The 15378-nt window shown below is 42.8% G+C and carries 15 protein-coding genes; 12 read left to right on the top strand and 3 right to left on the bottom strand.

From position 1 onward, the window contains the following. Positions 1 to 3: 3 nt before the first annotated feature. Positions 4 to 864, top strand: a complete 861-nt coding sequence (sigJ, locus tag MNQ98_RS17795) for an RNA polymerase sigma factor SigJ (RefSeq protein WP_241929465.1) — start codon at positions 4 to 6, stop codon at positions 862 to 864. Between the two features lie 116 nt (positions 865 to 980). Further along, complete coding sequence (locus tag MNQ98_RS17790) at positions 981 to 1598, top strand: hypothetical protein (RefSeq protein WP_241929464.1); 618 nt, start codon at positions 981 to 983, stop codon at positions 1596 to 1598. Between the two features lie 177 nt (positions 1599 to 1775). Here the strand turns inward: MNQ98_RS17790 and MNQ98_RS17785 are convergent, their stop codons facing one another. Continuing rightward, a complete protein-coding gene (locus tag MNQ98_RS17785; RefSeq protein ID WP_241929463.1) occupies positions 1776 to 2432 on the bottom strand; it encodes a cupin domain-containing protein in 657 nt (218 codons plus the stop codon). A 558-nt stretch (positions 2433 to 2990) separates the two neighbouring features. Here MNQ98_RS17785 and MNQ98_RS17780 point away from each other — a divergent pair. Continuing rightward, on the top strand, positions 2991 to 5048 hold the full coding sequence (locus MNQ98_RS17780; RefSeq protein ID WP_241929462.1) for a stalk domain-containing protein: 2058 nt from the start codon (positions 2991 to 2993) through the stop codon (positions 5046 to 5048). 120 nt (positions 5049 to 5168) lie between these two features. Here MNQ98_RS17780 and MNQ98_RS17775 read toward each other — a convergent pair whose 3' ends face one another. Both MNQ98_RS17775 and MNQ98_RS17770 read right to left on the bottom strand, forming a co-directional pair. After that, entirely contained in the window at positions 5169 to 6065 is an 897-nt protein-coding gene (locus tag MNQ98_RS17775; protein ID WP_481856650.1) for an SDR family NAD(P)-dependent oxidoreductase, read from the bottom strand. A gap of 71 nt (positions 6066 to 6136) precedes the next feature. Next, complete coding sequence (locus MNQ98_RS17770; RefSeq protein WP_241929461.1) at positions 6137 to 7012, bottom strand: LysR substrate-binding domain-containing protein; 876 nt, start codon at positions 7010 to 7012, stop codon at positions 6137 to 6139. Between the two features lie 128 nt (positions 7013 to 7140). On the opposite strand from MNQ98_RS17770, the gene MNQ98_RS17765 reads away from it, so the two are divergent. The 9 genes from MNQ98_RS17765 to cyoC all read left to right on the top strand — a co-directional run bounded on the left by MNQ98_RS17765 (position 7141) and on the right by cyoC (position 15378). After that, positions 7141 to 7815, top strand: coding sequence for a VOC family protein (locus MNQ98_RS17765; RefSeq protein ID WP_241929460.1), 675 nt, complete (start codon positions 7141 to 7143; stop codon positions 7813 to 7815). A gap of 184 nt (positions 7816 to 7999) precedes the next feature. Next, positions 8000 to 8215, top strand: coding sequence for a sporulation protein Cse60 (locus tag MNQ98_RS17760; protein WP_241929459.1), 216 nt, complete (start codon positions 8000 to 8002; stop codon positions 8213 to 8215). Between the two features lie 40 nt (positions 8216 to 8255). Further along, positions 8256 to 8564: a 50S ribosomal protein L25 gene (locus tag MNQ98_RS17755; protein WP_241929458.1), complete on the top strand. Its 309-nt coding sequence runs from the start codon at positions 8256 to 8258 to the stop codon at positions 8562 to 8564. Between the two features lie 218 nt (positions 8565 to 8782). Further along, the gene (locus tag MNQ98_RS17750; protein WP_241929457.1) at positions 8783 to 10264 is read left to right on the top strand and encodes an aminotransferase class I/II-fold pyridoxal phosphate-dependent enzyme; all 1482 of its coding nucleotides are present in this window, start codon (positions 8783 to 8785) and stop codon (positions 10262 to 10264) included. A gap of 30 nt (positions 10265 to 10294) precedes the next feature. Beyond that, the gene (locus tag MNQ98_RS17745; protein ID WP_241929456.1) at positions 10295 to 10489 is read left to right on the top strand and encodes a hypothetical protein; all 195 of its coding nucleotides are present in this window, start codon (positions 10295 to 10297) and stop codon (positions 10487 to 10489) included. 271 nt (positions 10490 to 10760) lie between these two features. Further along, positions 10761 to 11681: a COX15/CtaA family protein gene (locus MNQ98_RS17740; RefSeq protein ID WP_241929455.1), complete on the top strand. Its 921-nt coding sequence runs from the start codon at positions 10761 to 10763 to the stop codon at positions 11679 to 11681. Positions 11682 to 11845: 164 nt separating this feature from the next. Beyond that, entirely contained in the window at positions 11846 to 12760 is a 915-nt protein-coding gene (gene cyoA / locus MNQ98_RS17735) for a ubiquinol oxidase subunit II (RefSeq protein ID WP_241929454.1), read from the top strand. 36 nt (positions 12761 to 12796) lie between these two features. Beyond that, positions 12797 to 14779, top strand: a complete 1983-nt coding sequence (locus MNQ98_RS17730; RefSeq protein ID WP_241929453.1) for a cbb3-type cytochrome c oxidase subunit I — start codon at positions 12797 to 12799, stop codon at positions 14777 to 14779. Then, entirely contained in the window at positions 14779 to 15378 is a 600-nt protein-coding gene (cyoC, locus tag MNQ98_RS17725; RefSeq protein ID WP_241929452.1) for a cytochrome o ubiquinol oxidase subunit III, read from the top strand. Before MNQ98_RS17730 ends, cyoC begins: the two co-directional genes overlap by 1 nt.

The raw sequence follows: 15378 nt of genomic DNA, 5'->3' as shown, positions 1-15378 counted from the left end.
GACATGAAAGAACTTTATACTCAGTACAAAGGGTTACTGTTTAATCTTGCTTACCAGATGACCGGATCTGTTTCTGACGCGGAAGATGTTGTGCAGGATGTATTCGTCAAAGTAATCGATATAGATTCTTCGAAAATGACAGAACCGAAAGCCTATCTATGCAAAATGGCAACGAACCGATGCTTAGACATTTTTAAATCGGCGAAGAGAAGGCGCGAACAATATTTCGGTTATTGGCTTCCGGAACCGATCCTGATGACGGAAGACGAATCATATGAACAGGTTGTTCGTGACGATATGCTGTCGTATGCTATGCTTGTGCTTCTGGAGCGGCTTTCTCCCTCAGAGCGGGCAGTATTTGTCCTACGGGAGGCGCTGGACTTTGATTATTCCGTCATCGCCGAGTTGATTGAAAAAAACGAACTGAACTGCCGCAAACTGATGAGTCGCGCCAGACGGAAGATGGGAATATCGGAAGAGGATTTAACGAACGTTGGAGCGGTGCGAGAGGAATGGATAGGCCAGTTTCTTGCTGCGCTATCACAAGGCCACGTTGATTCTGTGTTGTCTTTGCTTGCCGAGAACGCTGAAATCGTTTCTGACGGTGGTGGCAAAGTATCAGCCGCAGTTCGTCCGATTAAAACTCGTGAATTGGTTGCAAGGTTTCTGCTTGGCATAATCAGCAAAGTGCAGAAAGATGAAAGCGGCTCACCCGTTTTCGAACTGGCACGTATAAACAATCAGACCGGAATTATTTTTCGTGAAGGTAATCATGCTACAAACGTTGTACTTATGAATATGAAACAAGATTTACTTCAAAACATCTATATCATACGTAACCCAGAAAAGCTGACGCAAGTCTGATTATAGACTAATTCATCAACGGAGGGTGTACTTTAAGGGGTCACGGAAGTGACCCTTTTTATGTTCAACCATGTTGTTGTCGTGTAAATGTGTAGGGAACTTTTACTGAATGGCTGTTGTCCATCGCTGATCCTTTTCAGTCCTATAAAAACGCCGCGCCTGGCCAGCCGCAGAATAACGAGCTGAAACCGACAGTAACTTCGACAGAAAAGAATAAACTGACCTTCACCAAAGACCCAGTTATTATACCTAATACGAATATTGAATTATGGGAGGAATATGAAAGCCGGTTCTCTAGATTGAGTACATCATCCGTTGACCTGCAAGAAATCATCGATTTAAACGGGAAAGACAGCTATTTGGTCTACACCAGATCAGATGAGAGAGGAAAAGCTGTCTTTCAAGGCCTACAGTTAGCAGGGGTTTCCAAGCCGGGAGAACTGCTTGAACTGGGGTACGGTGCCCTGAAACATGTTAAGTGGGGAAGGAGCCAAGCATTTGGAGACAATCTGCATACATTATCCGGGGAATGCGGACCAAACCTGATCTGTACGTATCTGTTAACTGTCGGGGATGATCATGTCAATATCAAGTATACACTCAACTCAGAAGGCCACGAAGCTGATCTGGATGGCGATGGAGTTGCGGAACTGATTGCAACAACGGACATCAAATTCGACAATAAAGTTTTTATCATTAAAAAAGAGGTGATGAGATCGTATGGGCGGATGTAAATAGCGCTCTGGACGCAGAATCAAGCGATTCCGTTACCTATGAACCTAAGAGTCAAACATTCAAACTAACCTCTAACGATGGTGTTCGACATTATCGAGTTATGAAAGGTAAGGAACAGCTCGTACAGGTGAAATAATTGTCTAGAAACAGAGTTTCAACTCCGATAGACTTTGTTTCTAGCGTTGATGATACTGCCATCCATTTCCGATAACTTGTGGCGGATGCTGTTGTGTCATTGTGTAGTCATACGTATTACATTGCCCTTGATTATACTGCTGCGTTGGAACACAGTTTTCATTTCCATTTTGAACGTTATTGCAACTACATGGTGGTCCAATGACAACAGTTTCTGTAATAGGAGCCAGCGTTTCTTGAACCTTCGCCTCATCCAAGCAATACGTATGCGCCAAAATGTCAGCAGGTGTTAAACGCAGCAGATCTGATCCCGGTATGAATTCAGGTACGGGAGCATCAAATATTGCTAATAAATGTGTATTATCCACGGTAGCAATTTCGTAATGCCACCACCCCTGTGGAACATTGGCTACTTGCCCAGGTGTAATAGGGATGTTAACCAGCTTTTTAGTAAATGGATTGATTAATGAGACGACTGCGGCTCCTGATATACAGTAGACTAATTCTGATGCATTTTGATGAGTATGCGGCTCGACTACGTTCGATTTACTAAGAAAAATATCTAACAAAGAGACGTTACCTAACGTATTAAGCTGATTGACGGAGAGAGAATTAATATAATTGCGCCTGTCTTTTTTGAAAAATTGATTTTGGCTTAGATCATAAAAATACTGCACAGATGGTGAAGTGAAATCCATATAAGATATCATCGTTTTATTATTACCTGCCTTTGTTGTAAGATGGGTGTTTGACCCGATGACGTATCATATGACGATATCCAGATGGGCGTCACAATAACGTTCAGCGAAAGCTCTCCTTATCGTTAACATCCTTTTGGAGTGAAACTGCTGAAGCAGTAGCGTTCCGTTCCTTCTGGGGATTCAGTGGTTGACGTACACCTAGAAGGGGCTCTTACTAGGATACAGTACGCTAAATAACCACAGGAGAAACGATCTATGGCACAAATAATATTGTTAACACTACAGAGTTACTGTAGTGTCTTTTTTTATCTAAACAATGATAGTTATCCGATTAAATATGATAGGGATTTTGTCAATTGAAAATGGACAAGCGTGCAAACGGTCAGTTTTTTTTGCAGAAAATTCGACATTTTCAGCTGATGCTAACGTTCAAAACTTCTTTTTTTAGACAAGAATCAATATTTATTGGACAATTATAGAAACTATTTACACAGAACGGCGTCTAATACTATGACTAATTGGAAAATAAAAACTAGAGATTGAAGGAGTCTGAGAATGAAACTGAAGAAATTATCGATTTTGTTAACCGTGCTAGCCCTTTCGCAGGTAGCAACAGTTATCCCTGTAGGAGCGGAAGCGAGTAACACGGATATTCCACAAGGGACAGTTACTCAAGAAGTTTATGATCCGAACGTTACGATGCCTATTGTTGACGATATTGAGGAACCTATTACTCCGGTATCATCAAATATGAATGAACTGATCTTATACTTCAATAGCACTAAAATGGAACACGGCGGTAAAGTCTATAATGCACCCCAGCCTATGCAAGTTAAAAATGGAGTCTCCTATGTTCCGATTCGTGCCCTTGTAGACCGTGTTGGCTTCAAGGTCACTTATGATAAGAAAACAAAGGAAACGATTATTCTTAAAGGCAGCAACGAGCTTCGTTTTAAAACAGACAGCAGTAAATATACGGTAAATGGTGTGACAAAGACCATGAAAGGTACTTCCTATCAGACAAATAGCACGTTCATGGTTCCGTTAACAGCAATAACTCAAGCTTTAAATATTCCATACAAAGCAGACAATGTGGGTAAGCGAGTTATTATGAATCTGGAGACTAAACCGACAGCTAAATTTACGGTGGCGCCTAAAGAGATTTTTGCGGGTGAGACAATCGTTACATATAAGACAGAATCGGAGTCATCACTTGGACTTCCTATTGTTGATGAACGGTGGGAAGGCAAACAAGAAGTGTTTGATACTCCAGGAGAATACAAAATTAGTTATTCTGTGCAGGATTCAAGTGGATCATGGAGTGATCCTTATACACAAACCATAACCGTAATTCAGCCGAATCAACCTCCTGTGGCTTCCTTTTCAACCGACAAGTCTGAGTATATGATGGGTGAATTGATTACTTATACAGACGAGAGCACTGATGATGGCGGGATTAAGACTACGAAATGGGAGAACAAGGAGTTTGCCTTTTTTACTCCAGGTCCCAAAACAATCAAACTCACTGTAACTGATAATAAGGGTCTGAGCTCTACTTATGAAACAAGTATTAATATCACAGGTGATTCACTCTATTCCGAAGATGATTTTAATATGCTCTTTATACCTGCAGGTGAAAAATTCTCCTTCATTTCAAATGTTTCTTCTCGATCTAAGCTCAATTACACATTTAATGACGAACCGAGTACTTTGATTCGAAGCAATAGTCCAGAAACGGTAGACACTGAAGGGATTGTATATCGAGAGACGGCCGTTGGCGATATGCGATTTATGATTCACCATGTTAACAATCTCGATAAAAATGTAAAAATGTACGTAGTGGCTACAAATAAGAACAGTACAGCAGCAACCCTTAGAACGGATTACTTAGGATTTGCAGGGCCATCATATATAGCGACAGCTGCGGGTAAAAAATCAGTTCTGAATTATTTCCAATCGATGAAAGATGGATCCAAACAATCTTCGATTACACTTGAGCCGGGTGAACGTAAAATCGTCATGACAGAACTCAATAAACAAAAAATGAAAAAAGGGGATGTTATTTCTCTGTTTTCGGATATGTACAGTGATTTGCCTGTACAGTTTGATGTAATCATGATTGATGAGAAATCGGAACCATTAAGCGTAATTGACCAACTGCCTGTCCTGGATAGTGATGGGGTACACAACCGGGGAACGTATCCCAACTCTACTCGCGTCATCCAATACTCAGATCAGGTAGGGGGAGAACCACAGCGCCTCATCTTGGGTGACAACCTAGATGATCCCAATTTGTCCGGGATGGATCCTATGTATGGAGAGGTAACATCCAATGCTGGTAACTTTGGAGTTCTTTACAAAATCACCCTTGATAATGTAGCACCGAATACACTGATTTCCTTTAATCCACGTGGAGGTAAGTATTCCGGGTATGCTATGGTAAATGGGGATATCGTCCCTATTTATTCCTTGGGTCAGGTCAAGCCTGATGAACAATCCGTGTTGTATCGTACAGGCGGATTTGAACAAAAGGTTGAGATTCTGTTGACGGCAGCTCCAGGCAGTAATCTTCCGGTTAACTTGCTGTTCACCCCGTTACCACAGAAAAAATAAATTAAGTCTGGCCTGTTAATTTCTTAGCAGAAGAAATCGGGGACAAGAGCGCTTCAAAACATAGACAAAAACCAAGCAGGCTACCCAAGGATTCATCCTTGGGTAGCCTGCTTTTCTTTATTAGTCCAATTGTGTCTCTCTGATGACCCTGCAGACCATTCGCATCATTTTTCTATGGGCATTTGGGAATAATTGAAAAAAGACGTCCATGGTTTTACGGAAAGGCAGGGGGCATATGAGCGGCACATTTTTTTCAATTCGTTTTAGAGCATAGGCAGCGAATGTTTCAGCACTCATCATTTTGCGTTGTTTTACCGATCTGTTGATTTTGTTCTTATCCAGATTGATGGCATGGCCGTTATCGTATATCGCTGTATCAACATGTCCCGGACAAATGGTAGTTACCTTAATACCATACGTTTCTGCTTCGTAATGGAGGGAAGTGGTGAAGCCGACAATTGCATGTTTGGTGGTGGCGTAGGCAGTTACCATCGGAGTAGGACCCAAGCCGGCAACGGAAGCGGTATTCACGATATGTCCGAATCCCTGCTTTTTCATAATGGAGTATGCTGCGCGTGTCCCGTAGATCACTCCCCAAAGATTGATGTTCACAATTTTATTCCAATCCTCAAGGCCCATATGATAAAATTCGCCGTACATGGAAATGCCTGCATTATTGAATACATAGTCCAGCCGCCCGAATTCCTCGAATACTTCATGAATGACAGACTGTACTTCATTCGCATCCGTTACATTCATAAAGATAAACCGAGCCTGACCCCCCTGACTGATGATTTCGCTTGCGAGCTCTTCTCCCTGCTGAGCGCTAATATCAGTGATGATGACATAAACGTTCTTCTCAGCCAGCTGCTTACAAATGGCTCGACCAATTCCAGATGCACCGCCTGTAACGATCGTTGTTCTCACATATTTATCGATATAAAACACCTCCCATTGGTATCCGTACCGAGAGCCAGACGATGATTCGTCTATCGTGTTGTAATTAAATTTTGCCATGAATTACCACACAATTTAGAGGGTGTTATTGACGATTTTTTGAATGAAATGATACAAATTTGTGGCTTTCTTTAATCTCCAAAAAACACTTCCAACCTTTTCATGAATGTTATTGTAGCTCGGTTTAAATATTTATCATTACGATAAATAATCTCTAATTCTCTGATAGGGGAATACTCAATTGGAATGGCACGAATATTTGGTGACTTGAGAATTTCAATCAATTGGCTTGGTTGAATGGTAGCTCCAATGCCTTCTTTAACCAGTTGAAACAAGGAAGTGGCAGAGCCCGTTTCCATTACGGTGTGAATCGTAACTTTTTGCTCTTTACACCAGTCATCAATTAAATCTCGCCCATAAAAACCCTTAGGGTACATAACTAAAGGTATATTCGTCAAATCTTCAGGTGAAATAATTTCCCTCATCGCTAAGTCATGTTCATTGTCTACATAAAGACTATACGTTTCCGTATAAAAGGGAATGTGATTCAGACGTGGGTCATCTTGAATTGCTAAACCAACGCCAATATCTACTTCATTGCTTAACACTTTATTCAATATATCTATGGATGGAATCATTTTAACTTTGGTATTAGGCAAATCCTTGTGGAAATCGATGAGTAATGATGTTAGTCGATAATCCAGATCCGAAGGTAATACAGCAATACGCACTTGTCCGGAGTTCAAATTCCTGAGATCGGCGATAGCATTTTTTGCGTTTTCTAATTGTTGAACAATTTGTAAAGCATAGCCCTCCAGAAGCTCTCCCGCTTCGGTTTTAACTGTCTTTTTGCCAATCCTGTCGAACAAAGGCACGCCTAACCCATCTTCGATCACCCGAATTTGTTGACTCAATGTTGGTTGTGAAATCCCTAATTTATATGCAGCTTCAGAAAAATGCAATTCATTACATAACATAAGAAAATATTGTAGTTGTCTGATTTCCACTGAAGAAATCTCCTTTTATCATAGTTTTATACTATTATTACAATAGAATATATAGTATTGATCTATTATATGAGTAAATCTATAATGAGGGCAAGGATAGAGAAAGAACAAAGTGGGAGGTACACCGAATGAAATTATCGAAAGTCTTATTAAGTACTCAACAATTCGAAGCGATTAAGGGATTTTACGGATCTCTATTGGGACTGGATGTTCTGGAGGATCAACCGTCTCAGTTATTATTTCAGGCTGGGAGTACAATTCTCGCTTTCCGTAAGGCTTCTCCACAGGATCAACCATATTACCATATTGCTTTCACAATTCCTGCCAATAAGTTCTCAGAAGCGAAGCAGTGGGTGAGTGAACGAGGAATCGCGTTATTCTCCAAGGATGGTCAAAATGAATTCCTATTCGAGAACTGGAATGCAACGGCCTTTTACTTCTATGATCCAGACGGCAACCTAATCGAATTCATTGCTCACCATACGCTCAACAATACGACGGATGAAGCTTTTGGGTCAAAAAATTTACTATGTATCAGTGAGATCGGGCTTCCTGTCGATAATGTTTCGCAAGTCGTTAAAGAACTAACCGAAACATTCCGACTTCGTCTGTGGAGCGGGGATGGCCAGCAATTCGCTGCGCTCGGTGACGCGGAGGGTAGATTAATTGTTGTGGACAAGCACCGGCCCTGGTTTCCAGATGGTCGCATCCCTGGCGTATTCGACACTAGGGTTTCCATTGAAGGTACCGATTCCGCCCTTGTTGTTCTCCAAAACGGTCTGTACGAATTAAGATCGACCTGATCCTATTGTCAAATAAAGAAGATAATTAATTCATAATTTACTTTTAATGGATACATCAGGTAACATTGACAATGTACACCAATCTTGATACAGTATAAGCAACGAGGCATTTCGCTCCCTCACGGGCGAAGTGCCTTTGTGTATAGTTAGAATGAATTTACATTAAATGGTCAGGTGAGAAAGGATGGATGCCATGATTCAGGTGAAAGAGTTTCTAGATAGGGGTTCTGTAACGGCGGAGAAGAAAGCGAACGAATTTCTGGCAACGTTACAGGACGAGCAAGTGATTGACATTAAGTATTTTGCGGGATATCGCTCGAATCGCGATACGTCCGAGCAACTAAGCAGCATTCTGGTCGTGTACCGGACGAATGATCATACGGGAAAGCATGAACCATAGTGACGGCTAATTATTGATAACCTAGAAGGAGTATGTTGATATGACACATCATTTAGAAGCGCTTACAAGAAAGAATGAGAAACGTTCCGATTTGCGGAATCTCCGTAAAGAGGGAAGATTGCCTTGCAATCTGCTCGGGAAGAAGGGGACCGTTGGTATGGTTCATATAAACGCACGGGAATTCTCGCTATTGATGCGGGACGGATTATCCAAGACATTAGAGTTGTCGATTGACGGAGGGACGTCCGTATCTGTTGAACTGAAAGAAATCCAACGCAATCCGGTTACAAAAGATATTATCCATGTTGACATGCTGATCGCAGGCGGAACTGCCGCTGCCGGTGCATAGAGCCATTATACGAATGATGAACTTTATTAACTTATAAAAATAACCCCCAGGCTATTCAATCGAATAGCTTTGGGGGTTATTTTTATCTCTTTCAAAGTGGATGGTATACAAAATTGAAAAATGGATGGTTACGATTGGTATTATAGCCAGTATTATTTGATTGATATGGCTTCTTGAAGTCACTCGATAAGGAATGTTCATTGAAAGGAAAGATCACCATGAACCAACATAGAACTCCATTGTTTGACGCTTTAGTACAACATGCAATGAGCGACCCTTTGCCTTTTCACATACCCGGTCATAAAAAAGGTAAAGGGATGGATCCGCAATTCCGATCCTATATGGGTGACAATGCTCTAGCCATTGATCTAATCAATATTGTCCCACTTGATGATCTTCATCAACCGTCAGGGGTTATTCTGGAAGCGGAGCGCCTCGCGGCTGAAGCTTTTGGCGCAGACTATACGTTGTTTTCCGTACAAGGGACCACTGGGGCAATTATGACAATGATCATGTCTGTTTGTGCCCCAGGTGACAAGATTATCGTGCCTCGTAATGCCCACAAATCCATTTTGTCGGCCATTATTTTTGCTGGAGCGATTCCGGTATGGGTAACACCTGAGCGAGATCACAAGTTAGGGATCGAACATGGAGTGTTGAAAGAATCGATCCAGCAAGCGATAGAGCAGAACCCAGGTGTGAAAGCGGTCCTACTCATAAACCCAACCTACTATGGAACGAGCGTGGACTTGACCGAGATGGTCGAATTCGTTCACGGCTATGGGATACCGGTTCTGGTGGATGAAGCACATGGAACACTTATTCACTTTCATGAGAATCTGCCTGTGTCGGCTATGCAAGCGGGCGCAGATATGGCGGCAACCAGTGTCCATAAACTTGGAGGGTCATTGACTCAGAGTTCGATCCTCAATGTGAAGGGCAAATTGGTAAATATAGAACGGATTCGCACTCTTATGAGTATGTTGACAACCACTTCAACCTCGTATATCCTTCTAGCCTCCCTGGATACTGCAAGACGGCAGTTAGCTATAAATGGGCGACTGCTTGCGGAGAACGCTATAAATTTAGCGAATCAAGCCAGAAGTCACATCAATGTCTTTCCTGGGCTTTACTGCTATGGCGAAGAAATACTCGACCTGAAAGGTGTATACAATTATGATCCAACGAAGCTGTGCGTTCATGTTGGACAACTTGGCATTACGGGCTATGAGGCGGAGTTGTGGCTACGTGAGCAATATAACATCGAGGTAGAGCTAAGCGATCTGTCGAACATTTTGTGTCTCATCACGCTTGGGGACACCGAACATGAAGTTAAGCAGCTTATACTCGCTTTGAAACACATGGATGATACGTTCAGGAAAAAAGAGAGTGCAGTTGCTCTTACGCCTGCCACCATTCCTGATGCTTCACCATTTTTAATGTCACCAAGAGATGCTTTCTATGCAGATACAGAAACCGTTTTATTTGAACAATCATCGGGGCGGATCATCGCTGAGTCCATCTATGTTTATCCCCCGGGTATTCCAATTCTTATGCCTGGACAGATTATATCCCAGGATGTCGTTGACTATATTATACGGCATGTAGAGGCAGGACTACCGATTAAAGGACCTGAGGATTCAACAACAAAAGAGGTTAAGGTTGTTGTTGAGTTGCATAAGAATAGACATACGAACTAAAAGATTACCTTTAAAAAGGGGTTGATAGCGATGGGCATGTACATTATCGTCATTACTTTGGCATTAATCGGGGGAGTTTCAACATTACTTGTCGGTCACTCTCAAGAGAATAAGAAAGCAAACCCCAATTATGAACGTAAAACTAGAGCGAATGTCACAAAATTAACCTTAATTTATGTATTTTCATTGATTGCATTTATTGTGATTTGGATGATATTTAAATAAAACAGGTTATCGTGCCGTTACTTCCTCGGTAAAGAAGTGGAGTGACACTCAGATAACAGACCATCTCGGCCCCATTGGAATATCTGTTCGGAGGAACAGATATTCCAATGGGGCTTTTTGTTATTTTCAAGGTAAAAGGCATTCCCCAACAGTAGTAAATGTGTCTAAACGGATGGTGAGTCAAAATGAAAAATGGATGGTCACGAATGAAATGATAGTCATTATATTCGTTGAGGGTACCTTATAAAAACAGACATAAGAGGTGATTCAATTGTTTTCGTTCCGTTATCGACTACTGACGTGGTCCTCATTTATCGGTATGTTCTTCGTATTACTTGCTGGAGCGATAGTAACCAAAACGGGATCAGGCCGAGGTTGTGGTGACGATTGGCCATTATGTAATGGCAAATTTGTCCCGGCCTATACGCTGGAATCCATGATCGAATATTCTCACCGCATGATAACAGGTGTAGTGGGACTGCTGGTTCTTGCAACCTTCATTGCGACATGGCGTTATTACAAGTCGCATAAGGAAGCGTTGTACTATGCCGGAGGAACACTGTTTTTTACAATTATTCAAGCTTTAATGGGAGCAGCTGCTGTCATGTGGCCGCAACAGCCTGCTGTAATGGCCCTCCATTTCGGAATCGCTCTGCTTGCAGTTGCCAGCAGCATGCTTCTAGTCGTATGGATGTATCAGATGCAAAAAGAAAAAGTGAGCTATCGAGCAGTCCATATTCCAACCCATATTAGAGTCATCGTATGGGGAACATGGGTGCATAGCTGTATCGTCATATATCTTGGCGCGTACATTCGTCATACCAAGTCGGATGCTGGGTGTATGGGGTGGCCGTTGTGCAATGGACAAGTCATTCCTTATATGTACGGCGCGTCAGGGATCGTATTCATTCATCGGGTAGCAGCTGCGCTTCTATTGGTTTTGGCCATTATTCTGTTTATTCTTGTTCGGCGGCACGAAGCGAAGAGTAATCACTCAGAGCTTACATTCTCGACAACCGGCCTGCTTGTTTTTGTGACGGCACAAATTTTCAGTGGAGCATGGCTCACATTCGTCATGAATGATCCAGACGCATATCTGTTTGCCAGTCTCGTTCATAATGTTTTGGCCACCTTCTTATTCAGTATACTGACTACTTTGTCCATTCGGTCGTGCAAGAGGAGACACTTGTAAATCGAAGTGTTCAAGGAAACGGAATAACAATCGCCTTCATTGTGACATTTGTTACAGAAAGTTGAACATGGCCTGTTCTTATTTATGAAAGAGCGGCTGGTGACACTCCACCTGTTCTCTTATACAGTAATTCAGGAATAGCAAGTGGAATGGAGCTGAAGGAAATGAAACGATCTAAAGCGCTGCGATACATGATGTTGTTTGTTATGTCGATCATGACGGTGCTAGCAACAACCGGATGTGCAGAAAAGATCATTGTATTGAATCCCAAGGGGCCTATTGCAGAGCAGCAGCGAGATTTGATGGTGATTACACTTTTGCTGTGCAGTATTGTAATTGTTCCTGTACTCATCCTTACTGCGTTTATTATCTGGCGATACCGTGACAAAAAGGGAAGAAAGGCGCGTTATACACCGAATTGGGAGCACAGCACCAAGCTGGAGCTCATTTGGTGGGGAATACCAATCGTTATTATTTTGGCGTTGGCCGTAATAACCGTAAAAGCTACATATGCATTGGAACCCTCAAAGCCGCTGGCTTCAGATAAGAAGCCTTTGACCGTACAGGTAACTTCCCTCAATTGGAAGTGGTTGTTCCAGTACCCTGAACAGGGGATTGCAACGATAAATGAGTTGAAAATTCCGGAGGACGTGCCGGTTCGGTTTGAAATCACCGCCGACTCTCCAATGAACTCGTTTTGGATTCCACAGCTTGGAGGACAAATGTATGCCATGTCCGGCATGGCGATGAAGCTTCATCTGCAAGCCGATGAGGTGGGGCATTACTGGGGGTCTGGGGCTAATTTCACCGGCACCGAATTTGCTCAGATGTATTTCGATGTAGAAGCGACCACTCAGGAACAATTCGATCAATGGGTGGATGATGTTAAAGCAGGGTCACCGAAGCTAACATTGGACGGATATAAACAGTTGGTTGAGCCCTCGACTTCAGAAGTTCAGACATTTTCCGAGTTTCCTGAAGGGTTGTTCGAGATGACCGTTACGAAATACGGAGCCTCTCACAACCATGGGTTGTCTTCGAAAGAGGCCCAAAAAATCAAGCCAGATGAAGCAAAGTAGGTATATTTGGATCATGAAGTAAGGAGAGATTTGTCCATGTGGGAGAAGGTAAAAGACTTCGCCTCCGAGTTTTTTGTAACGGGCGATCCGTTAATATACGGAGCCGATGTAACTATCGTACTAACCTTGATAGCAATCATATTCGGGTTAACTTATTTTAAGAAATGGAAATGGCTGTGGCGAGAATGGCTCACTACGGTTGACCATAAAAAGATCGGAATCCTGTATATTCTAGCTGCCTTTCTAATGTTGTTCCGTGGGGGAGTTGATGCTCTTCTCATGAGAGCACAACTGGCCATGCCGGGGGTCGATTTCCTGACACCGGATCACTATAATCAGATTTTTACAACGCATGGCGTCATTATGATTCTATTTATGGCCATGCCATTCATGTTCGGTTTGTTCAACATCATGGTACCGCTTCAAATTGGAGCAAGGGATGTTGCGTACCCATTTTTGAACTCGCTAAGCTTCTGGTTGTTCTTCTCAGGTGCGATGTTGTTTAACCTATCATTTGTAATCGGGGGCTCACCCGATGCGGGCTGGCTCGCGTATCCGCCTTATTCTGAGCTTCAATACAACCCTGGAGTTGGGCAGGATTTCTACATTTGGGGTATACAGATCTCAGGTATCGGTAGCTTGATGACCGGGATTAACTTTATTGTAACGATCCTGAAAATGCGGGCGCCAGGAATGAAGTTGATGAAAATGCCGATGTTTTCATGGTCGGTGTTATCCAGCTGTATTGCGATCATCTTTTCGTTTCCAATCTTGACAGCAACTCTGGCGCTGTTGTTCCTAGACCGTTATGCCGGCGCACATTTCTTCACCCTGGATGGCGGCGGAAACCCGATGATGTATATCAACTTGATCTGGATGTGGGGTCATCCTGAGGTTTACATTATTGTACTTCCCGCATTTGGTATCTTCTCTGAAATTGTGTCAACCTTTGCGAAGAAAAAACTGTTTGGATACAAATCCATGGTGTACGCCATGATGATCATCAGCGTATTGTCTTTCCTTGTTTGGGCGCACCATTTCTTTACGATGGGATCAGGAGCTGACGTAAATGCATTCTTTGCGTTAACGACCATGCTTATTGCCATACCAACTGGTGTCAAAGTGTTCAACTGGCTCTTCACCATGTTCAGAGGAAAAATCACGTTTGAAACTCCGATGTTGTGGACGATCGGATTTATCCCGTGCTTTATTGTCGGCGGGCTGACTGGAGTACTTCTGTCGGTTGCACCAGCTGACTTTCAATTCCACAACAGCTACTTCCTGATCGCTCACTTCCATCAGGTCATTATCGGTGGTGTAGTGTTCGGTTATTTTGCCGGGTTGTACTATTGGTGGCCCAAAATGTTCGGCTTTAAGCTGAATGAACGTATCGGAAAATGGGCGTTCTGGGTCTGGAACATCGGATTTTACTTCTGCTTCATGCCACAATATGTTCTCGGTCTCATGGGAATGACCCGCCGCGTCGTCACTTACACCTGGGACAAAGGCTGGTGGGAATTGAACGTCGTTTCAACGATTGGGGCAGTATTGATGGGGATTGCATTTCTGTTCCAGGTGTGGCAGATCGTTGATGGGTTCAAGCATCGCAAAAATAATCTGGATACAACAGGAGATCCGTGGAATGGACGCACACTGGAATGGTCCACCCCATCTCCGGCTCCGGTGTACAATTTCGCGGTCCTACCGCAAGTTACTCAGCAGGATGATTGGTGGGAGCGTAAGCAGCGCAAAGAACAGGGACAATCTGGACCTACTCCGGTTCAAAAATTGGAGCCCATTCATATGCCTAGAAACTCCGGTACTCCTATTATCATGTCGGCTTGCTGGTTCATAGCCGGTTTCGGATTTATATTCCATTGGGAGTGGTTTGTTATAGCTGGTTTGGGTGGAGTAGTCGCTTGTTTACTTTACCATTCCTTCAACTATGATACGGATTATTACATCCCTGTCGATGAAATTGAACGTACAGAAGCCGCCTTAAGGAAGGTGAATATTTAATGGCACAATCCCATTTGCAGGAGTCTCACCATGACCATCCGGATATGGAGGAGGTACGGACATTCGGTTTTTGGATCTATTTAATGACCGATGTTATTATTTTTGGAACTTTATTTGCAACGTATATCGTCCTTCAGCATAACACCGATGGAGGACCGGGAGCTGCCGATCTGTTCCAGATAAACGGTATTATCGCAAGTACTTTCATATTGCTTACGAGCAGTTATACATGTGGACTTGCCGTACTGGCTATGCATAAAAAGAAAGTAAAGGCTCTAATGGGCTGGCTAGGTGTTACTGCATTACTCGGTGCGATTTTCCTAAGTCTAGAAATTACTGAGTTTGTTCACTTGGTGGATCAAGGTGCTACGATTGGCACGAGTGCATTTTTATCAGCGTTCTTCACGCTGGTGGGTACTCACGGTATCCACGTATTGTTTGGATTAGTATGGATTGTCGCTTTAATCATTCAATTGTCAAGAAGAGGTATTACACCGGTGACAACGCGTAAAGTCAATATCATTAGTCTGTTCTGGCATTTCCTTGACGTTGTTTGGATATTTGTGTTCACGATTGTGTACTTGATGGGGGTGAGCTAA

It is taken from the genome of Paenibacillus sp. N3/727 (assembly GCF_022637315.1).
Lineage (GTDB): Bacteria > Bacillota > Bacilli > Paenibacillales > Paenibacillaceae > Paenibacillus_AQ > Paenibacillus_AQ uliginis.
Note: the sequence above shows the minus strand (reverse complement) of the source record. Positions and strands in the feature narration are given on the sequence as shown.